The organism is Streptomyces sp. NPDC101191 (assembly GCF_044767915.1).
In the GTDB taxonomy this organism is placed as follows: domain Bacteria; phylum Actinomycetota; class Actinomycetes; order Streptomycetales; family Streptomycetaceae; genus Streptomyces.
In genome coordinates this window covers 1,404,177-1,424,789 of the sequence record NZ_JBIWOU010000001.1, presented here as the reverse complement: position 1 = coordinate 1,424,789, position 20,613 = coordinate 1,404,177, and the positions used below count along the sequence as shown (strand labels likewise).

The window sequence follows — 20,613 nt, the reverse complement described above, 5'->3', positions numbered from 1 at the left end:
ACGGCGCCTTCCCCGTGTTCCGGGCCCGGCCCACGGCCGGTCCGTGCCCGGTCGGGTCAGCCCACCCGGCCCGTCACGGGGTAGTGATCGGACAGGTTGGAGTAGGTGTACTGCTTGCCCCAGCTGGAGACGGTCCAGGGCGCGGTCTGCTCCGGGATCACGTTGTTCGTCCAGTTCGCCGGGCGGGCGTTGCCGGCCCGGTAGAGGACGTAGTCGAGGTCCTCGCGCGGGTCGGTCGGGTAGCGGTCGTGGGCGATCGAGTTCAGCGCCGTGTCGAAGGAGTAGGGGTGGCCGGTGCGGGCGTCCGCGCCGGCCAGGTCCGCGTCGGCGAGCATCGACGCGTACTCGGGGGTGCGCGAGTCCACGTTCATGTCGCCGGTGACGATCACCTGCTCGTTCGCCGGGATGTTCTTGGCGTCGAGGAAGGCGTCGATGTTCTTGAACTGGCGGCTGCGCATCTGCGCCGCCTCGCCCGCCGAGCAGCCGGGGTCGGTCGACTGGGCGTGCGTGCCGACGACGTGGACCTTGGTGCCGTTGACGTCGAGGACCGCGTAGACGAAGCCCTTGTTCGAGTACCAGTCGGCGCCGCAGGCGTCCTTGTAGACGTACTGCTCCTTGCGGACGATCGGCCACTTGCTCAGCAGCGTCACACCGCCGTCCTCCGGCGTGGTGGTCGAGTAGGCGCCGCCGGTGGCGTCCCAACCGGACTTCGAGCGGCCGACGACCGGGGTCTGGTACGGGTACTGCGTGGCGGCCTTCGCCTTGAGGGCGTCGGACGCCGAGTTGTCGAAGGCCTCCTGGAGCACGACGACGTCGTTGCCCTGGAAGAAGGGCGCCGCGGGGATGGCCGCGGCGCGGTGGTCCTGGCCCCAGTTCGGATAGAGCGTCTTCGAGAAGAGGAAGACGTTGTACGTCAGCACCTTCAGCTGCGGGCCCGCGGCGGTGCCCGCCGGAGCCGCGGGGGCGGCGGCCGACGCGGCGGGCGCGGTGGCGCCCAGGGCGGCCGCGGCGAGCGCGACGGAGAGGGCGGCGCCGGGGATACGGCGGATGGCTGCGAACGGCACTGTGAACTCCCGGATCAGAGTGGGGGGTTGGACCGGCGCCGCACATCAGATCAGACATGGTTACCTTCCGGTAGCCATTGGGTGCCGGAAATCTTGCGCCGCTCGCACAAACGCACCAACTCTCGGCCGCCTGCCTGAATTGCGAGTTTTGCGACCAGGTAAGATGCCGCCCATGACCCTCGCGCAGAACTCGCAGATCTTCCCCACCGACCTGGGCCCCCTGAACCCAGTCTGGGCTGAGCTCATCCTCGGTGCCGTCCTCTTCGCCCTGACCTTCCTGATCCTCGCCAAGGGGATCCTCCCGAAGATCAACCGCACCCTCACCCAGCGTGAGGACGCGATCGAAGGCGGCACCGAGCGCGCCGACGACCTGCGCGCCGAGGCCACCGCGATCCGCGAGCAGTACGAGGCCGAGCTGGCCGAGGCCCGCCACGACGCGGCCCGCATCCGCTCGCAGGCCACCGAGGAGGGCTCCCAGGCCATCGCCGCCGCCCGCGCCGAGGGTCTGCGCGAGCGCGAGGCCATCCTGGCCGCCGGCCACGAGCGCATCGCCGCCGAGCGCGAGGCCGCCGAGCGCGAGCTCGCCGGTGACGTCGACGCCTGGGCCCGCTCCCTCGCCGGCCGCATCGTCGGCGAGCCGGTCGGCGCCGAGCGTTCCTGACGCACCGCGCACACCCGTACGGGGCCGCGCCCCGGGCCATCGCGCCCGGGTCGCGGCCCCGCGTCATGGGCGGCCCCGCCGCGCTCCCTCCGTGCCGGGGGACAATGCCTGGGGGAGACCGCGTCAGGGAGGACGATCACATGCCCGGCCCGCAGCACCCGGCTCAGGGGGCGCGCCCCACCGACGCCGGCCCCGCCTCCGCGTCCGACCCCGCCTTCGTGCGTGATGCCGGGCGTGGCTCTTCCGCGGGTGCCGACCCCGTCTCCGTGCCCGGGTCCGCCTCCGGGCGCGGCTCTTTCACGGGCCCCGGCCCCGCTGCCGCGTCCGCCCCCGCCTCCAGGCGCGCCACCGACGCCGCGCCCGCCTCTGTCGCCGGCCCCGGGCGGCGCGCCGCCCCCGCTTCCGGCCGTGGCGAGCCGGTGCCGCCGCCCGTGGGAGGTGTGCTGTGGACGGTCGCCGGTGACGTCAGGGCGCTGCTGATGCTGCCCGCCGCCCTCACCATGCAGGTCGCGCACCCCGCCATCGGCGCCGGCGTCGACGACCACTCGGTCTTCCGCACCGACCCCTGGGGGCGCGGCGAGCGCTCCCTGCGGTCGCTCCAGCTGTGGATCTACGGCGGCGAGGCCGCGGCCGAGGAGGGCCGCCGACTGCGCGCGCTCCACAAGGAGATCCAGGGCACCGACGCGCACGGGCGGCGCTACCACGCCCTCACCCCCGCCTACTACGCCTGGGTGCACGCCACCGGCTATCCCGTCTACCGGCACGGCCTGCGCTACCTCGCCCGCCCCCTGACCGAGGCCCAGGAGCGGCAGCTCTACGCCGAGTGGCTCCAGGTCGGCCGCGTGCTCGGCATCCACGACCGGGACATGCCGCAGACGATCGAGGAGTTCTGGCCGTACTACCGTCGCGTCCTCGCCGAGGAGATCGAGGCCACCGTCGTGGTGCGCGAGCTGATCGCCACCGATCAGCCCGTGCCGGCCCCCGACCGCGGCCCGCTGCCCGTACGGCTGGCCCTCAGGGTGCTGTGGCCGCTGCTCCGCGGCCCCTTCCTGCGGGCCAGGGCCTTCCTCACGGTCGGCCTGATGCCGCCCGACGCGCGGGAGGCGATCGGCCTGGAGTGGAACGACGCCCAGGAGCGGCGGCTGCGTCGCTTCACCCGGGTCGTGCGGGCCGTGGTGCCCGTCCTCCCCGAGCGGTTGCGCTACCTCCCGCTGGCCCGGAAGGCGCGGCAGGAGGCCCGGCGGGAGGCCCTTCAGGAGGCCCGGCGGGGCGGGGCGGGAGCGCGTACCGGGCGATGACGTCGCCGTACGCCGGCGGCGGCGTCACGGCGGTCGGGCGGGCGGAAGGCCCTGCTCCCTGACGGTGCGCCCACGGGTACCGCGCTGCGGGACCATGGCGACCGTGCGGCGGGACCGTGGCGACCACGCCGCCGATCGGGTGCCGCGGGCGGTCAGCGGGGTCGCGGCTCCGTGATCACGCCGCCAGTGCGTCCAGGTAGGCGTCGAGGAGCTCGACCTGGGTCTCGGGTGGATAGGCCGTGGGGTCGAACAGGGCCTGGACCACCAGGCCGAGGGTGAAGGACTGGGCGCCGGCGGCCAAGCGCGCCGGGTCGCCCGGGGGCAGCTCGCCGCGCTCCTGCGCGGCCCCGACCAGCTCGGCGAGTCGGTCCCGGCTGCGCCCGTACTTGCGGGCGTACTCCTCGCCCAGGGCCGGGTCGGCGAGCGCCGTGTCCCAGGAGGACACCCAGATCCGGTTACTCGCGGTGGCCTCGGCGGTGAGCGGCAGGATGTCGAGCAGGGCGGCGCGCAGGGCGGCCAGACCGTGCCCAGCCGAGCGCCTCGGCCGCGCTGCCGTGCGCTCGTCGAGCAGCTCCAGCGCATACGCGACCAGATCGCGCTTGGCCGGGAAGTAATGGGTCAACAGGCCGGTGGTGGCGCCGAGTTCGGTGGCGACGGCGCGCATCGTCAGGCCGCCGAAGCCGTGCGCGGCGAGGACGCGCCAAACCGCCTCGGAGACATCGCGGCGACGGGCCTCGTGATCGCCCTTGGTGCGTGGCATGCTGCTACGGTAATAGCCATAACGTTTGTTGTGTGAATGGGGTCCTCATGTTCTCCCTCCCGCTGCGGGACGACGCCGTCCTCCGGCCGCTCGAGTCCTGGCACGCCGAGGAGTTCGCCGCCCACCTGGACCGGGCCCGCGAGCACATCCGGCCGTGGGTCGGTCCCGGCTTCGTCACCGGCGACGTGGAGGGGGCCCGCGGCACCCTCGTCCGCTACGGCGAGCGCCAGGCCAAGGACGGCGGACGCCTCTACGGCATCTGGCGGGACGGCACGCTGGTCGGTGGCGTGATGTTCACCGACTTCGACGCCGCGTGGGGCACCTGCGAGCTCGGCTGCTGGCTCGAACCGGCCGGCGAGGGGCACGGCCTGGTCACCGAGGCCTGCGCCGTCCTCCTCGACTGGGCCCTCGTGGAGCGCGGCCTGCACCGCGCCGAATGGCACTGCCGCGCCGACAACGAGCGCAGTGGCGCCGTCGCCCAGCGCCTCGGCATGACGCTCGAAGGCGTCCGCCGCGAGGCCTGGCCGTACGACGGCGCACGCCACGACAAGCAGATCTGGGGCATCCTCGCCTCGGAATGGCGCGCCCGGCGCGCATGACGTGACGGGCGCGACAGGGGGGGCACGACGGGCCGGGCGCGACAGGGCGGCCAGGACGGGGCGGCTGTGACGTGCGGCTGTGACGGGGGCGGGAGTCCCAGGTCAGGTGCGCCAGGGCAGGAGTGACGGAGCGGCGGCGGGGCGCCGCCGTCCTTCGCCGCACGTGCGGGACGAGGCGTCCGCCCCGCGCCCCCGTCCCGCCCGCCGGCGAAGGTCGACGGCGCCCCGCCCGCCCGTGCCGCGAAGGTCGACGGCGCCCCGCCCGCACATGCCGCGAAGGACGGCGGCGCCCCCGTCCCGCCCGACCGCGGGACGAAGGCGCCGCCGGGCGCGTGGGCGAGTGTCAGCGCTTGCCGTGCTCGCTCTCGTGGATCGCGTTCGTCTCCGCGATCTTCTTCCACGACTTCGGCTGTGCCGGCTTCACGGTCTTCGCCGCCCGCCCGGTCGGTGCAGCCAGGCCCGCCGCCGAGGCGGCCGGGGCCGCCGGCTTGACCGGCTGGTAGAGCCACGTGTCGAAGAGGCCCGCGAGCGGCTTGCCGGAGACGCGCTCCGCGTACTTCACGAAGTCGGTCACGCGCGCGTTGCCGTACGCGTGCTCCTGCGGCCAGCCCTTCAGGATCGCGAAGAAGTCCTCGTCGCCGACCTCGTTGCGCAGCGCCTGCAGCGCCAGCGCGCCCCGGTCGTACACGGCGATGTGGAACTGGTCCTCCGCGCCCGGGTCACCCGGCTTCACCGTCCAGAACGGGTCGTCGGCCGCCCGGGTCCGGTAGACGTAGTCGGCGAGTTCCTGGGCCGTGCCCTCGCCCTCCTTCTCCGACCACAGCCACTGGCTGTAGCGGGCGAAGCCCTCGTTGACCCAGATGTCCTTCCAGTCGGCGACGGAGACGCTGTCGCCGTACCACTGGTGGGCCAACTCGTGCACGACCACGGAGACGTTGGCGCCGTTGGCGAACTGCCGCGGGCTGTAGAACGGACGGGTCTGCGTCTCCAGGGCGAAGCCGCTGGTCACGTTCGGCACGTAACCGCCGAGGGAGTTGAAGGGATAGGGCCCGAAGACCGACTCCAGCCACTCCGCGACCTCGGTGGTGCGCTCGACGGAGGCGCGGGCCGCTCCGCCGTTGTCGCCCAGGTCCTTGCTGTAGGCGTTGAGCACCGGCAGGCCGTTCGCCGTCCGGTCCGTCGTGATGTCGAACTTGCCGACCGCGAGGGTGGCCAGGTACGTCGCCTGCGGCTTGTTGGAGCGCCAGTTGAAGCGGGTCCAGCCCAGCTTCGAGGACTGCGACTGCAGCACGCCGTTGCTGATGGCCTGGTGGCCGTCCGGCACCAGGACGGAGATGTCGAAGGTCGCCTTGTCGAGGGGGTGGTCGTTCGACGGGAACCACCACACGGCCGAGTCCGGCTCCTGCGCGGCGACACCGCCGTCCGGGGTACGGGCCCAGGCGGACCAGCCGCCTATCTTCACCTCGGAGGGCTTGCCCGCGTAACGGACCACGATCGACACCGGCTTGTTCTTCTCCAGCGGTGCGGCCGGGGTGACCTCGAGCTCGTGGTCGCCGGAGGTGGCGAATTTCGCGACGCGGCCGTTCACCCGCACCTCGTCGACCTTCAGGCCGAGGTCGAGGTTGAAGCGGGACAGGTTCTGCGTCGTGGTGGCGAGGATCGTCGCCGTGCCCTCCAACAGGTCGGTGGCGGGCTGGTACTTCAGGCGCAGGTCGTAATGGGAGACGTCGTAGCCGCCGTTGCCGCTGGCGGGGTAATAGGAGTCGCCGATGCCCGGCGCGCCGATCTTGAAGTCGGCCGCCGATGCCGGGATCGCCAGCAGCAGGGAGGCCGCGAGGGCGCTCGGAACGATGATTCTGCGGTGCACAGGTGCTCCCCAAGTCGTAAGAATCACAAGACGCACGGGTGGTCGTCGGTCCTTGGCGACACTATTCAGGCCCCCGACACCACGTCACGTCCAGAGCACCCCCTGTCACATGATCGCCATTCGGCCGACATGAACCCCCTGCGCCGGATGTCCGACGCGGCACTCTTTTGCGCAGGAGTCCTCCGGAGTACCTTCCGCCCATGCCGATACGTGTGCGGAGAACCCGCGGAGCCCGTCCGTCGCGCAGACCCCTGGCCGTCGTCGCCGCGGCCGTCCTCGCCTCCCTCGTGCTCGCTCCCTCCGGAAGTGCCCAGGCGGCCCCGCCCGTAAGGGAGTCGCAGCCGGTGTACGCGTACGCGGCCGCCGTCCGCGAGTCCGTCTGGGTCGACACCGGAGACGACGGCGACGCCGACGGCCGCACCGACCGGGTCGCCGTCGACGTCGTCCGCCCCCGCGAACCCGCCGCGGCCGGCCGGAAGATCCCGGTCATCATGGACGCCAGCCCCTATTACGCCTGCTGCGGACGCGGCAACGAAGGCCAGAAGAAGACGTATGACGCCGACGGCAGGCCCGTCGGGTTCCCGCTCTACTACGACAACTACTTCGTCCCGCGCGGCTACGCCTTCGCCGCCGTCGACCTCGCCGGCACCAGTCGCTCCGACGGCTGCGACGAGGTCGGCGGACGGGCCGACGTCCGGTCCGCGAAGGCCGTCGTCGACTGGCTGAACGGCCGCGCCCCCGGCTACACCACCCGCACCGGTGACCGGCGCGCGGACGCCACCACGTGGTCGAACGGCGCCGTCGGCATGATCGGCAAGAGCTGGGACGGCACGGTCGCCAACGGCGTCGCCGCCACCGGGGTCGAGGGCCTCCGCACCGTCGTCCCGATCGGGGCGATCTCGTCCTGGTACGACTACTTCCACTCCCAGGGCGCCCCGCTCTACGACGCCAACCCGACCTGGCTGTCGGACTACGTGAACCACCCCGACTCCAGGGCCCGTTGCGGCGCCGTCCAGGACCGCATCGCCGCCGCCACCCCGTACAGCGGCGACTGGACCCCCGCCTGGAGCGAGCGGAACTACGTGCCCGACGCCGGGAAGGTGAAGGCCAGCGTCTTCGTCGTGCACGGACAGCAGGACCTCAACGTGCGTGCCAACCAGTTCGGCCAGTGGTGGGACGCCCTCGCCCGCCACGGGGTCACGCGCAAGATCTGGCTCGCGCAGACCGGCCACGTCGACCCCTTCGACTTCCGCCGCGCCGACTGGGTCAGGACGCTGCACCGCTGGTTCGACCACGAGCTGCTCGGCTACGACAACGGCATCGACCGCGAGCCGATGGCCGACATCGAGCGCGCCCCGGACCGCTGGACCACCGACCGGAGCTGGCCGCCGCGCGGCACCGCACCCGCCGTGCTCCGCCCCGCGCCGGGTGCCGCCCCCGGGGTCGGCGCCCTCGGGCGTACGCCCGCCCCGCGCGGCAGCACCGAGACCTTCACCGACGACCCGGCCCTCGGCGAGCTCGACTGGGCCGCCGACATCGACCGGCCCACCCCCGCGAAGGCCGGGTTCTCCACCGGCACGCTCACCCGCGACCTGCGCATCGCCGGCTCCTCCACCGTGACCGTCACGGCCACGCCCACCACCACGAGCGCCCACCTGACGGCCGTCCTCGTCGATCTCGGCCCGGCCGCCATCCGCGCCTACGCCGAACCCGGCGAGGGCATCACCACCCTCACCGAGCGCACCTGCTGGGGCGCGAGCACGGACGGCGACAGCGCCTGCTACAAGGAGACGAGGGCCCGCACCGCCGACGTCGCGTACACCGTCGTCAGCCGCGGCTGGGCGGACCTGGGCACCTGGGCCGATCCGCGCACCGGCCGTCCGCTGACCCCGGGCCGCCCGTACACGCTCACCGTGCGGCTGGCCCCGACCGACCACGTCGTCCCCGCCGGGCACCGTCTCGCCCTGATCGTCGCAGGTACGGACAGGGACCTGCTCGATCCGCCGTCGACCCGGCCCGCCCTCACCCTCGACCTCGCCCGCACCCGGGCCGCCGTACCGCTGCTCGGCGGGACCGGGGCCTTCGACCGGGCCACGGCCGGTGACCTCCCGGCGGGCGAGGCCGTTCAGCACGGTGTCACCCCGACCGGCGCCCACGCGCTCCCGCGCGGCGGCGCCCCTCATGGTGCCGCAGCGCCCCCGCGCACCGGTGCCCCGATCCCCGGCGAGGCCCGATGACCCGCACCCACCGCACTTCCCGGCGCGCGCTCACCGTCACGGCGGGCCTCGCCGCACTCGGGCTGCCGTTGCTCGCGACGCCCACCCACGCCGCGGGCGCCGCCGGCGCGCCCGTGCCGCCGGCCCAGGCCCCGCGCACCGGCTTCGAGACGACCGACGGCGCGCGCTGGACCACCGAGGCCGAGGAGACGGCTTTCCTGGCCGCCGTCGACCGGAGCAGCCCCCGCCTCTCCGTCCGCCGGATCGGGACGACCGCGCAGGGGCGCCCGCTCCGGCTCGCCGCCCTCGGCACCGGCCCCACCACCGTGCTCCTCGTCTGCTCGCAGCACGGTGACGAACCGTCCGGCCGGGAGGCCTGCCTGAGCACCCTGCGCGATCTCGCGTACGCGCGGGACGCCGGGACCCGGCGCTTCCTCGCCCGAACGACGCTGCTCGTGGTCCCCACCGCCAACCCCGACGGCCGGGAGGCGAACACCCGGGGCAACAGCGACGGCGTCGACGTCAACCGCGACCACATCGCCCTGCGTACGGCTGAGGGGCGGGCGCTCGCCGCGCTCATCCGGGACCGGCGCCCGGAACTCGTCTACGACCTCCACGAGTACAGCGCGACCCCGCCCTACTACGACAAGGACCTGCTCGCGCTCTGGCCGCGCAACCTCAACACCGACCAGCGCGTCCACGACGAGTCCCGCACGCTCTCGGAGGCGTACGTCCGCCCCGCCGCCGGTCGCTCCGGATACAGCAGCGGCATCTACGGCATCTGGACCGACCCCGTCACCGGTGAGCCGGTCAAGCAGGTGGCGGGCGACGGTCAGGAGCGCATCCTGCGCAACACGGTGGGCGTCAAGCACGCGGCCGGCCTGCTCGTCGAGACGCGCGAGGACGCGCTCACCTCGGGCGAGCAGAACGACCCGGCCCGCAACCACCGTCGCCGGGTCGCCACCCAACGCGCCGCGCTCCAGGGGGCGTTCGACTACCTCGACGAGCGAGGCGGCCGGCTCTCGGCGGCCACCGCGCCGGCCCGGCACACCGGCTTCCTCGACCGTGGTCCGATCCTGCTGGGCGGCGCGGACAACGACCCCGCCGAACCCGCCGAGATCCTCCAGGACCCGCCCTGCGCATACCGTCTGACGGATGCTCAGTACGCCGAGGTGGGTGATGAGCTGGAACTGCACGGCGTCGTCGTGCGGGAGCAGGGCGGCGGCGGCGCGCTCGTACCGCTGCGCCAGTCGCTGCGCGCGCTGGTGCCGCTGCTCCTGGATCCGGGGGCGGCCTACGCGCTGACTCACGGAGAGCGTGTGGAGACCTGTTGAGGACCTGGTGACCGCGGTCGACCCGGTCGAGGAACATGATCATTCCGAGTTATGGTTACCAGCCGGTATTGACCATACCTGAACGGACCGTCACGGTCCGGAACTTGGAGTGAAAAGCATGACGAACGCGACGCCGCTGCGCCGCCGTACCCTCTCGGCTCTCGCCGCCACGATGCTGCTGGCCGGGGGCCTGCTGCTCGGGCAGACCGCCACCGCCCCCGCCGCGCAGGCCGCCGGCAAGACGGTCACCTGCAACGTCGAGAGGATGCACAAGGAGGCCGCCGAGCTCCGCAGCAAGGCCGCCAAGCTGCAGCGCCTCGGTGCGACGGCGGAGGCCCGCAAGGCCCGCGCCCAGGCCGACGCGCTGGACCGCAAGGCGCAGGCCTGCATCGACGCGGACGACACCGCGCCGAAGCCCTTCCCGCGCTAGATCGCGGCGTAAGCGCCGTAAGCCGGCCGCCACGCGGGGATCACCCCGCGCGGCGGCCGGCGCCGTGTGCGGGGCGTGTGATCCCGCGGCGGGCGCCGGGGTCGTGTCGGCCGCAGGATCGGCTGTCGTGCCGGGTGTGGGGCCGGGCCTCAGTGTGTCGCGAGCCGCTCCATCAGCCCGATGCCCCGGGTCAGCAGCTCCCGCTCCTCCTCCGTGAGTTCCGCGTCGATCGCCCGCGCCAGCCAGTCCGCCCGGCGGCCCCGCTCCTCTTCGAGCAGTTCCCGGCCCGCGGGGGAGAGGTCGACGAGGCTCTTACGACCGTCGGTCGGATGCGCCCGGCGTGTGATCAGGCCCTGTTCCATGAGCAGTCCGACGGCCCGGGCCATGGATTGCGGGCGCACCCGCTGATCGGCCGCGAGTTCGCTGGTCGTCATCGCGCCGCTGCGGTCCAGCGCGCCGAGGACGGACGCCTGACCGAGCGGCATCTGGTCCTCGAGCTTCACGCGCCGCGTGAGCTTTCCGAGCGCGGTGCGCAGTTCGGCGGCGGTGGCGGCGGATTCCGGAAGGGGCATGGCCCATTTTAACGCAGCGAAGCTGCGCAGCCGGGCTGGGCAGGCTGGCTGCGCAGCCAAACTGAACAGCGGGGCTGTACAGCGGCACTGTACAGCCAAACTGAACAGCGCAACTGAACAGCAGAACTGCACAGCATTGCTGTAGAGTCGGCCGCGCCGGGTCCAGCGTCACCGTCGCCGCAGCCGTACCCGGCGTGCATGCGACAACGGGAAGGGCCCCCATGACCGTCATCACCTCCGTCACCGGCCGCCGCGTCCTCGACAGCAGGGGGAATCCCACCGTCGAGGTGGACGTGGAGCTGGCGGACGGATCCCTCGGCCGGGCCGCGGTGCCCTCCGGCGCCTCGACCGGTGCCCGCGAGGCCGTCGAACTCCGCGACGGCGACCCGGGCCGGTGGCACGGGAAGGGTGTCGACCAGGCGGTCCGGCACGTCAACACGGAACTCGCGGCCGTCGCCGTCGGGCGCGAGGCCGAGGACCAGGCCGGCCTCGACGCCGCCCTGGTCGCCGCGGACGGCACCCCCACCAAGTCCCGGCTCGGCGCCAACGCGATCCTCGGGGTCTCCCTGGCCGCCGCCAAGGCCGCGGCCGCCGCTCACCGGCTGCCGCTCTACCGCTACCTCGGCGGCTCCGACGCCCGGCTGCTGCCCGTGCCGATGATGAACATCGTCAACGGGGGCGCCCACGCCGACAACCCCCTGGACTTCCAGGAGTTCATGATCGCTCCGATCGGCGCGGAGACCTTCGCCGAGGCCGTGCGGATGGGGTCCGAGATCTTCCACACCCTGCGCCGCGACCTCCTCGCCGCCGGGCACTCCACGGGCGTGGGCGACGAGGGCGGCTTCGCGCCCGCCCTGCGCACCGCCGAGGAGGCGCTCGACTTCGTCGTGGCCGCCGTCGAGCGCACGGGCTACCGGCCGGGCACGGACATCGGCCTGGTCATGGACCCGGCGTCGTCCGAGTTCTTCCGCGACGGCCTCTACGACTACACCGGGGAGGGGGTGCGCCGCACCCCCGCCGAACACGCCGACTACCTGGTCAAGCTGATCGACTCCTACCCCGTCGTCTCGATCGAGGACCCGATGGCCGAGGACGACCTGACGGGATGGCGGGACCTGACCGCACGGGTCGGTGCGCGCTGCCAGCTCACCGGCGACGACGTGTTCTGCACGAACGAGGCCATCCTGCGCGAGGGCATCGGCACCGGCGTCGCCAACTCGGTCCTGGTGAAGGTCAACCAGATCGGCACCCTGACGGAGGCCCTGGCCACGGTCGACGCCGCCCACCGGGCGGGCTACACCGTGGTCATGTCGCACCGCTCGGGCGAGACGGAGGACACCACGATCGCGGACCTGGCGGTGGCCACGGGCTGCGGCCAGATCAAGACCGGCTCGCTGTCCCGTTCCGACCGGACCGCCAAGTACAACCAGCTCATCCGCATCGAGGAGCAGCTGGGCGCGAGCGCCCGCTACGCCGGCGCGGGAGCGCTGGGCCGCTAGGCCCTGTCGTCAAACTCCCGTCTGCCCCGCGACGCCATGCACGCGCTCTCGCCGCACCGGGCACAAGCCCGAGTACGTCCGGTACGAGGCCTCGCGCCCGGCACACCGAGAGCACGCACCTGACGCCGCGGGGCCGCCCTCCGGGCAACGACGGGAGTTTGACCAGAGGACCCAGCGCTCATCGTGGACCGCCGCCGGGCGCGCCGTCCGAACGGGCGTGAGCCCGCACGCCGCGCGGCGCCGAGCGGCCCGGTCCTGCCCTCGGACCGGACCGCTCGGCGCATGCGGCTCCCCGCTAGGACGCCTGGCCCACGGGGTGGAAGTTGATGCGCTCACGCACGACCGGGAAGCCGGCCTTGGCGAAGTTCGCGGCCATGGGGAAGTTGCCCTGGTCCGTCGCTGCGCCGATGAACTCCGCGCCCTGCTCGGCGAGGACGTGGGTGCACTCCGCGAGAAGGTCGTAGGCGTAGCCGCGACCGCGCTGTTCCGGGACGACTCCGATGAAGCCGATGGTCGGACCGGAGGGGTTGTGGGCCGGGATGTGGATGCCGGCCAGGTCGCCTTCCGGCGTGTGCGCGACCTGCCACCACTCCCGCGGGGAGGGGCACCAGTGGAAGAAGTCGAGTTCCTCCTGGGCGGCCCGGTCCAGGCCACCCTCCTCGACGGCCCGGAGCGCGTGGGCGTCCAAGGTGGCGGAGTGGATGCGGCGCAGCGCGTCGAAGAACACCCGGTCGTCGGGTTCAGCACTGAAGCGCAGGCGTCCGGGCCGCTCCGGCAGACCTCGCTCCGGGGTCCAGCGGTACAGGAAGCGTTCCGTGAGGAGTTCGTACCCCGCCGATCGTGCGGCGGCGAAGCGCGCCTCGGCACCGGCGCGCAGGCCGGGCTCATCGCGCCAGCCGCCGGGCAGGTTGATCTCCAGTTCGACCTGCCAGGGAGCGGAGCGCAGGAGTTCGGCCCCGGCCTCCTCCTCGCCCTCGGCCACGTCGAACCAGTTGATGTTGACGGGCTCCGAGTCGTCGGGGCCGCCCCACCACGCACCGCGTGCGACGACCTCGCCGTCGCGCAGCACGACGCGCTTCCAGTCGGGGCGGAACCGGGTGCGTCGATGGCCTTCGCGGGCGCCCAGGGGGTCGGGGAGCGCGTCGAAGAGATGAGCGTCGCTCGCGGAGAGCGTGCGGATGACCAGACCGGTCATGAATTCCTCCGGGATACAGGCTGCTTGGAGCGCTCCCGGTCAGACCTCGCGAAACACGCCGGGACAGCGGAAGTGGGAGCGCTGGAAAGGTGTGAACCGCACGGCACTCGCCTCCTTCCGTTCGTCTCAGGGCGTGAGGCCACACGCTACGCGATCTTTCGCAGGTCCGTCCACGGAATTCCGCACCCCCGAAGGAGGGCTTCGCGGAACGACGCGGAGCGGTTCCCGATGCCAACCCGGCCTACGGACCCGGTGGTTGACGTCCGGCGGGCCGCCGGGCCTGCCAGGTGGGAAGCGCTGGACCTCGCCGACCGACCGCCTGACAGCTCGGCCCGCGCTGGACCTCGCCGACCGAGCCGCCTGACAGCTCGGCCCGCCCTTGGACCTCGCCGACCGAGCCCCCTGGTGGCTCGGCCCGCGCGGACCTCGCCGACCGACCGCCTGACAGCTCGGCCCGCCGCCTCAGTCCCCGGTCACCAGACCCGCCACCTCTTCCGCGCACCCCCAGGCCACCGTGACCCCCGCCCCGCCGTGACCGTAGTGGTGGACGAGCAGGCCGCCGTCCGGCCGGAGTTCCCGCGCCAGCCGGACGCCGGCGTCGCGGGCCGGGCGCAGGCCCACGCGGTGGCCGAGGACGCGGGCCCCCGCGATCTCCGGGCGGATCCGCGCGCAGCGCGCCACGATCGCCGCCGCCGTCGCCGGGTCGGGATCCAGGCTCTCGGCGTCCTCCTGGGCCGTGCCGCCCAGGACCAGCCGCCCCGGCTGCGGGAAGAAGTACGTCGTCTCGCTCGACGTCCCAGACGCCGCCGTGAACCACGTCTCCACGCCCGGGTTCTCCACCAGCACCAACTGCCCCCGCACCGCCCGCACCCCGCCGTCCGGCACGAGGTCCCGCGCCCCCAGCCCCGCGCAGTTCACCACCACGGGCGCCTCCGAGGCCGCCTCCGCCAGGTCCGTCACCGCGCGGTGCTCCACCACCCCGCCCAGCTTCTCCAGGCGGCCCCGCAGCCAGGCCAGATGGACCGGCATGTCGATCAGCGGGAGCCGCGCCGCCAGCCCCACCCGGTACGGGCCCGGCACCTCCTCCGCCGGCAGCTGCCGGAGGCCGTCGACCTCCTTCGCCCAGTCGCCCAGCCCGTCCCGGACCGTGTCCGCGTGCACCCCCGGCACCAGCCGTACCCCCGTCGCGACGGGATCAGCGGCCAGTTCCCCGTAGACCCGCAGCGAGGCGAGCGACCAGGCGCCGACCCGTGCCTCCGGCTCGATCCGGTACGGCCACCAGAGCGCGCCCGCCACGGCCGAGGTCGTCTCCGCCACCGGGTCCCGCGTCCAGACGCGGACCCGCAGGCCCCGCTCCGCGAGCCGGACGGCCGTGGTCAGGCCGACGACCCCCGCGCCCACCACGACCACCCCGCCGTCCACGCCCGCGCCCCCACCGCCGGCCTTCGCGGTCCCCGTTTCCGTGCGCATCCCCGCCCCCGCCCCCATCCCGCTTCCCATTCCCGTCCCCATCCCCGTTCGCGTTCCCATCCCCATTCCCGTTCCCATCCCTCCCCGTGCCGCCCCCGCCCGGACCGTACCCCCGCACCCCGGCCGCCGACACACGTAGGATTCATCCCCTGATGACTGCCACCCTCGTCGCCAAGAACCTCGCCGCCGGACACGGCGACCGCTCCCTCTTCGCCGAGCTCGACCTCGTCGTCGCCCCCGGCGACGTGATCGGCCTCGTCGGTGTCAACGGAGCCGGCAAATCCACGCTCCTTCGGCTGCTCGCCGGCCTCGACACCCCCGAGGACGGCGAGCTGCGGCTGTCCCCGCCCACCGCCGCCGTCGGCCACCTCCCGCAGGAGCCGGAGCGGCGTCCGGGGGAGACCGTGCGCGAGTTCCTGGCCCGCCGGACCGGTGTCGCCGCCGCCCAGATCGCCATGGACGAGGCCACCCAGGGCCTCGTCGACGGCGCGCCCGGCGCCGACGACGCCTACTCCGTCAGTCTGGAGCGCTGGCTCGACCTCGGTGGCGCCGACCTCGACGAGCGCGCCGAGGAGATCGCCGACACCCTGGGCCTCACCGTCGGTCTCGACCAGCCGATGACCGGCCTCTCCGGCGGCCAGGCCGCCCGCGCCGGTCTCGCCTCCCTCCTCCTCTCGCGTTACGACGTCTTCCTCCTCGACGAGCCCACCAACGACCTCGACCTCGACGGTCTCGAGCGGCTGGAGGCCTTCGTCAAGGGGCTGCGCGCCGGCACCGTCGTCATCAGCCACGACCGCGAGTTCCTCACCCGTACGGTCACCAAGGTCCTCGAACTCGATCTCGCCCAGCAGCAGATCACCCTCTACGGCGGCGGCTACGAGGCCTATCTGGAGGAGCGGGACACCGCGCGGCGGCACGCCCGCGAGGACTACGAGGAGTACGCCGACAAGAGGTCCGCCCTCGAGTCGCGCGCCCTCATGCAGCGCAACTGGATGGACAAGGGCGTCCGCAACGCCCGCCGCAAGGCCACCGACAACGACAAGATCGGGCGCAAGCTGCGCGGCGAGGCCAGCGAGAAGCAGGCCGCCAAGGCCCGGCAGACCCAGCGCATGATCGAGCGTCTCGACGTCGTCGAGGAGCCCCGCAAGGAGTGGGAGCTGCGCATGGAGATCGCCGCCGCGCCCCGTTCCGGCGCGGTCGTCGCGACCCTGCGCGAGGCGGAGGTGCGGCGCGGCGACTTCTCCTTCGGGCCCGTCACCCTCCAGATCGACTGGGCCGACCGGGTCGCCATCACCGGTGCCAACGGGGCCGGCAAGTCGACCCTGCTCGCCGCCATGCTCGGTCGGCTGCCGCTGGACGCGGGCGACGCGATCCTCGGCCCCGGCGTCGTCGTCGGCGAGGTCGACCAGGCCCGCAAGCTGTTCCACGGCACGGAGACCCTGCTGGAGGCGTTCTGCGCGGCCGTCCCCGACACCGAGCCGGCCGACGTCCGCACCCTGCTCGCCAAGTTCGGTCTCAAGGCCGACCACGTGCTGCGGCCCGCGACCACCCTGTCGCCCGGCGAGCGCACCCGCGCCGCGCTCGCCCTGCTCCAGGGCCGCGGGGTGAACCTGCTCGTCCTCGACGAGCCGACCAACCACCTCGACCTGCCGGCCATCGAGCAGCTCGAGTCCGCGCTCGACTCGTACAACGGCACGCTCCTCCTGGTCACCCACGACCGCCGGATGCTCGACGCGGTCCACGTCACGCGCCGCCTGGAGGTCGCGGACGGCAAGGTGACCGAACTGTGAGCCGAACGGCCCAGCTGTGAGCACCGCGCCCCCGGCCGTCTCCTTCGGCTGGGGCCCCGTCGAGGCGCGGGTCCTCGTGCCCCGGGCCTCCTGCGTGGTGGTCGTGGACGTGCTGTCCTTCACCACCTCCGTCGGCGTCGCCGTCGAGCGCGGCGCCGCCGTGCTCCCGTACCGCTGGCGGGACGCGACCGCCGAGGCGTACGCGCGGGAGCAGGACGCCGTGCTCGCCGTCGGCCGGAGCAGGGCCGACGGGGCGCACCCCTGGTCGCTCTCCCCGGCCGGCCTGCGCGAGGCGCCCCTTCCCGGGAGCGGGCGCCTCGTCCTGCCGTCCCCGAACGGCTCGACGATCTCCGTGGAGGCCGCCGCCGGTCGAGCGACCGTCGTCGCCGCCTCCCTCCGCAACCGCACCGCCGTCGCCCACTGGCTCGTCGGGCGCGGTCACGGCACCACCGACTGCCCCGTCGCGGTCATCGCGTCCGGCGAACGGTGGCCGGACGGCTCCCTGCGCCCCGCCCTGGAGGACCTCCTCGGCGCCGGTGCGGTGCTCGACGCGCTGCGCGCGGCCGGGCGGACCCTGACACCCGAGGCGACCGCGGCGGCCACGCTGTGGGCGGCCACGGAGGACCCGGTCGCCGCCTTGCACGGCTGCGACTCGGGTCGTGAACTGTACGAGTACGGCTATCCGCAGGACGTGGAGGTGGCCGCGGAGATCGACGCGTCGACGGCCGTTCCGGTCCTCGTGGACGGCGCATTCCAGGAGGCACCATGACCGACGACCGCGTGACCCGGCTCATCGAGATGCTGGACGACCTCGACGCCGACCTCGACGAGACGATCGATCTCGCGGACGAGATCGCGGCTTCGGGCGACCGGGGCGCGCTCCCGCGCCTCGAGTCCGAACTCGGCCGCGCGGTCGCCGAACGCAACTCCTACGCCCGTGAGCTCCTCGGCGGCGTCATCGCCTCACTCGGCGGCACCGACCGGCTCCCGCTGCTCGTGCGCGCCTCCGCCGTCGACCTCGGCGACGACCAGGACGGCCTGGCCGCCGAGATCGTCGACCTCGTGCACGCCGATCCGAAGGCCGCGCAGGAGCTGCTCCAGCCGCTCACGGAGGACGACGACCTGTCCGTCGCGAACCGTGCGGACTGGGCCCTCCGCTTCGTGCCGTAGGACGGCGAGGCGGGACGACAGCGCCGCGGAGGGCGAGGCGGGACGACGGCGCCGCGGAGGGCGAGGCGAGAACGCGGTCCGACCGGCCCCGCGCGCGCCGCGCGCAGGGCCGGGCGAGGCGCGGGAAGGGCGCCTCAGGGTCCCCCCCACGTCCCGGCGCCCCGGAGAGCAGCGAAGGCCCGGCCTTAAGGCCGGGCCTTCGGCGCGTCAGCGGCCGCGCCGCCTGCCGTTGCCGCCGCCCTCGTTCAGGAGGCCGGCCTTGCGCAGGGCGTCGGCCATCGCGCTGTTCGCGGGGGCCGGTGCCGAGGACTGGCGGTCGCGGTTGCGGTCACCGCCCCCACCCCCGCCGCCACGGCGCTGCTGCGGCGGACGCCCGCCGCGGTCGGCTCGGTCTCCGCGGTCTCCGCGCTCGCCGCGGTCCCGCCGGGGGGCCGCCGGCTCCGTGGCTGCCGCCTCGTCGTCCAGGCGGAGGGTGAGCGAGATCCGCTTGCGCGGGATGTCGACGTCGAGGACCTTCACCTTCACCACGTCGCCCGGCTTCACGACGTCCCGCGGGTCCTTGACGAAGGTCTTCGACATGGCCGAGACGTGGACCAGACCGTCCTGGTGGACGCCGACGTCGACGAAGGCACCGAAGGCCGCGACGTTCGTCACCACGCCCTCCAGGACCATGCCCGACACCAGGTCGGAGATCTTCTCGACGCCGTCCTTGAAGGTGGCCGTCCTGAACGCCGGGCGCGGGTCGCGGCCCGGCTTCTCCAGCTCCTTCAGGATGTCCGTGACCGTCGGCAGACCGAAGGTCTCGTCGACGAAGTCGTCGGCCCGCAGGGAGCGCAGCACGCCGGTGTTGCCGATCAGCGCGGCGACCTCGCCGCCCGTCGTCTTCACCATGCGGCGCACCACCGGGTAGGCCTCCGGGTGCACCGCGGACGCGTCCAGCGGGTCGTCGCCGCCACGGATGCGCAGGAAGCCCGCGCACTGCTCGTACGCCTTCGGGCCGAGCCGTGCCACGTCCTTCAGCGACTTCCGGGACCGGAAGGGACCGTTGGCGTCGCGGTGGGCCACGATGTTCTCGGCGAGGCCGGCGCCGATGCCCGAGACGCGCGAAAGAAGCGGCGCGGAGGCGGTGTTGACGTCGACGCCGACGCCGTTCACACAGTCCTCGACGACGGCGTCGAGGGAGCGGGAGAGCTTCACCTCGGACAGGTCGTGCTGGTACTGGCCGACCCCGATGGACTTCGGGTCGATCTTCACCAGCTCGGCCAGCGGGTCCTGGAGGCGGCGGGCGATGGACACCGCGCCGCGCAACGAGACGTCCAGGTCGGGGAGTTCCTGCGAGGCGAACGCGGAGGCGGAGTAGACCGAGGCGCCGGCCTCGGACACCATCACCTTCGTCAGCTGCAACTCCGGGTGCCTGGCGATGAGATCGGTGGCGAGCCTGTCGGTCTCACGGGAGGCCGTGCCGTTGCCGATGGCGACCAGCTCGACGGCGTGCTCCTTGGCGAGCCGGGCGAGCTTGGCGAGGGACTCGTCCCACTTGTTCGCCGGAACGTGCGGGTAGATCGTGTCGGTCGCCACGACCTTGCCGGTCGCGTCGACCACGGCGACCTTCACGCCGGTACGGAACCCGGGGTCGAGACCCAGCGTCGCGCGCGTCCCCGCGGGGGCGGCGAGCAGCAGGTCGCGCAGGTTCGCGGCGAAGACCCGGACCGCCTCGTCCTCGGCGGCCGTCCGCAGCCGCAGCCGCAGGTCGATCCCGAGGTGCACCAGGATCCGGGTCCGCCAGGCCCAGCGGACCGTGTCCAGCAGCCACTTGTCACCGGGGCGGCCGCGGTCGGCCACGCCGAAGCGGGCCGCGACGATCGGCTCGTACGAGGACGTGGCCGCGGTCCCCGCCGGGCCGTCGGCGGGCTCCTCCGGCTCCAGGTCCAGGGTGAGGACGTCCTCCTTCTCGCCGCGCAGCATGGCGAGGATCCGGTGCGAGGGCAGCGCGGTGAACGGCTCGGCGAAGTCGAAGTAGTCGGCGAACTTCGCGCCCGGCCCCTCCTTGCCGTCGCCCTTGCCCTCCCGTACCTTCGCCACGAGCCGGCCCCGGCCCCACATGCGCTCGCGAAGCTCGCCGATCAGGTCGGCGTCCTCGGAGAACTTCTCGGTGAGGACGGCCCGCGCGCCCTCGAGCGCCGCGGCCGGGTCCGCGACGCCCTTGTCGGGGTCCACGAACGCGGCCGCTGCGGTCAGCGGGTCCACCGACGGGTCGGCGAGCAGTCCCTCGGCCAGCGGCTCCAGACCGGCCTCGCGGGCGATCTGCGCCTTGGTCCGCCGCTTCGGCTTGAACGGCAGATAGATGTCCTCCAGGCGGGCCTTGGTGTCCGCGGCCCGGATCTGCTCCTCCAGCTCGGGCGTCAGCTTGCCCTGTTCGCGTACGGAGTCGAGGACGGCGGTCCGCCGGTCCTCCAACTCGCGCAGATACCGCAGCCGCTCCTCCAGGGTGCGCAGCTGCGCGTCGTCGAGCATCTCCGTCGCTTCCTTGCGGTAGCGCGCGATGAACGGCACGGTCGAACCGCCGTCGAGCAGTTCGACGGCCGCCTTCACCTGTCGCTCGCGTACGCCGAGCTCCTCGGCGATCCTTGCCTCGATGGACGTCGTCACGATGTCCCGACCCGCCTTCTCGTGCCTCAAGCTTGCGGA

17 protein-coding genes are annotated in these 20,613 nt (G+C 73.5%); 10 read left to right on the top strand and 7 right to left on the bottom strand.

Going from position 1 to position 20,613, the window contains the following annotated elements; genetic code table 11:
* Positions 1-56 precede the first annotated feature (56 nt).
* Positions 57-1,064, bottom strand: coding sequence for a sphingomyelin phosphodiesterase (gene sph / locus ACIRQF_RS06185; RefSeq protein WP_404089249.1), 1,008 nt, complete (start codon positions 1,062-1,064; stop codon positions 57-59).
* Between the two features lie 172 nt (positions 1,065-1,236).
* Between sph and ACIRQF_RS06180 the strand changes: the two genes are divergently transcribed.
* Positions 1,237-1,725 (top strand): hypothetical protein, encoded by a 489-nt coding sequence (locus ACIRQF_RS06180; RefSeq protein WP_404089247.1) that lies wholly within the window; start codon positions 1,237-1,239, stop codon positions 1,723-1,725.
* A 440-nt stretch (positions 1,726-2,165) separates the two neighbouring features.
* Positions 2,166-3,023 carry an oxygenase MpaB family protein gene (locus ACIRQF_RS06175; protein WP_404089553.1) on the top strand — a complete coding sequence of 286 codons (858 nt, stop codon included), beginning with the start codon at positions 2,166-2,168 and terminating at the stop codon, positions 3,021-3,023.
* 175 nt (positions 3,024-3,198) lie between these two features.
* On the opposite strand, the gene ACIRQF_RS06170 is transcribed toward ACIRQF_RS06175, so the two are convergent.
* Positions 3,199-3,783, bottom strand: a complete 585-nt coding sequence (locus tag ACIRQF_RS06170; RefSeq protein WP_404089245.1) for a TetR/AcrR family transcriptional regulator — start codon at positions 3,781-3,783, stop codon at positions 3,199-3,201.
* 47 nt (positions 3,784-3,830) lie between these two features.
* Here ACIRQF_RS06170 and ACIRQF_RS06165 point away from each other — a divergent pair, with 47 nt between their 5' ends.
* Entirely contained in the window at positions 3,831-4,382 is a 552-nt protein-coding gene (locus ACIRQF_RS06165; protein ID WP_376631257.1) for a GNAT family N-acetyltransferase, read from the top strand.
* A gap of 343 nt (positions 4,383-4,725) precedes the next feature.
* On the opposite strand, the gene ACIRQF_RS06160 is transcribed toward ACIRQF_RS06165, so the two are convergent.
* The gene (locus ACIRQF_RS06160; protein WP_389750174.1) at positions 4,726-6,249 is read right to left on the bottom strand and encodes a M1 family metallopeptidase; all 1,524 of its coding nucleotides are present in this window, start codon (positions 6,247-6,249) and stop codon (positions 4,726-4,728) included.
* Between the two features lie 200 nt (positions 6,250-6,449).
* On the opposite strand from ACIRQF_RS06160, the gene ACIRQF_RS06155 reads away from it, so the two are divergent.
* From ACIRQF_RS06155 to ACIRQF_RS06145, 3 genes are all read left to right on the top strand, one after another.
* Complete coding sequence (locus tag ACIRQF_RS06155; RefSeq protein ID WP_404089242.1) at positions 6,450-8,486, top strand: Xaa-Pro dipeptidyl-peptidase; 2,037 nt, start codon at positions 6,450-6,452, stop codon at positions 8,484-8,486.
* Positions 8,483-9,799, top strand: a complete 1,317-nt coding sequence (locus tag ACIRQF_RS06150; protein ID WP_404089240.1) for a M14 family metallocarboxypeptidase — start codon at positions 8,483-8,485, stop codon at positions 9,797-9,799. Before ACIRQF_RS06155 ends, ACIRQF_RS06150 begins: the two co-directional genes overlap by 4 nt.
* Before the next feature lie 118 nt (positions 9,800-9,917).
* Entirely contained in the window at positions 9,918-10,229 is a 312-nt protein-coding gene (locus ACIRQF_RS06145; protein WP_404089238.1) for a hypothetical protein, read from the top strand.
* A gap of 149 nt (positions 10,230-10,378) precedes the next feature.
* Here ACIRQF_RS06145 and ACIRQF_RS06140 read toward each other — a convergent pair whose 3' ends face one another.
* Positions 10,379-10,801: a MarR family winged helix-turn-helix transcriptional regulator gene (locus tag ACIRQF_RS06140; protein ID WP_382482667.1), complete on the bottom strand. Its 423-nt coding sequence runs from the start codon at positions 10,799-10,801 to the stop codon at positions 10,379-10,381.
* Positions 10,802-11,022: 221 nt separating this feature from the next.
* Between ACIRQF_RS06140 and eno the strand changes: the two genes are divergently transcribed.
* Positions 11,023-12,300 (top strand): phosphopyruvate hydratase, encoded by a 1,278-nt coding sequence (eno, locus tag ACIRQF_RS06135; RefSeq protein WP_404089235.1) that lies wholly within the window; start codon positions 11,023-11,025, stop codon positions 12,298-12,300.
* Positions 12,301-12,595: 295 nt separating this feature from the next.
* Here the strand turns inward: eno and ACIRQF_RS06130 are convergent, their stop codons facing one another.
* Together ACIRQF_RS06130 and ACIRQF_RS06125 are read right to left on the bottom strand one after the other, a co-directional pair.
* On the bottom strand, positions 12,596-13,495 hold the full coding sequence (locus ACIRQF_RS06130) for a GNAT family N-acetyltransferase (RefSeq protein WP_404089233.1): 900 nt from the start codon (positions 13,493-13,495) through the stop codon (positions 12,596-12,598).
* A 462-nt stretch (positions 13,496-13,957) separates the two neighbouring features.
* On the bottom strand, positions 13,958-14,965 hold the full coding sequence (locus ACIRQF_RS06125) for an NAD(P)/FAD-dependent oxidoreductase (protein WP_404089231.1): 1,008 nt from the start codon (positions 14,963-14,965) through the stop codon (positions 13,958-13,960).
* A 152-nt stretch (positions 14,966-15,117) separates the two neighbouring features.
* On the opposite strand from ACIRQF_RS06125, the gene ACIRQF_RS06120 reads away from it, so the two are divergent.
* Genes ACIRQF_RS06120 through ACIRQF_RS06110 form a run of 3 tightly spaced genes read left to right on the top strand, consistent with a single transcriptional unit; the run spans position 15,118 to position 17,925 of the window.
* The gene (locus ACIRQF_RS06120) at positions 15,118-16,755 is read left to right on the top strand and encodes an ABC-F family ATP-binding cassette domain-containing protein (protein WP_404089229.1); all 1,638 of its coding nucleotides are present in this window, start codon (positions 15,118-15,120) and stop codon (positions 16,753-16,755) included.
* 16 nt (positions 16,756-16,771) lie between these two features.
* On the top strand, positions 16,772-17,524 hold the full coding sequence (locus ACIRQF_RS06115; protein WP_404089227.1) for a 2-phosphosulfolactate phosphatase: 753 nt from the start codon (positions 16,772-16,774) through the stop codon (positions 17,522-17,524).
* Positions 17,521-17,925 (top strand): hypothetical protein, encoded by a 405-nt coding sequence (locus ACIRQF_RS06110; RefSeq protein ID WP_376631233.1) that lies wholly within the window; start codon positions 17,521-17,523, stop codon positions 17,923-17,925. The genes ACIRQF_RS06115 and ACIRQF_RS06110 overlap by 4 nt, the downstream gene beginning before the upstream one ends.
* A 207-nt stretch (positions 17,926-18,132) precedes the next feature.
* Here the strand turns inward: ACIRQF_RS06110 and ACIRQF_RS06105 are convergent, their stop codons facing one another.
* Positions 18,133-20,574, bottom strand: a complete 2,442-nt coding sequence (locus tag ACIRQF_RS06105; RefSeq protein WP_404089225.1) for a Tex family protein — start codon at positions 20,572-20,574, stop codon at positions 18,133-18,135.
* Between the last annotated feature and the right edge of the window lie 39 nt (positions 20,575-20,613).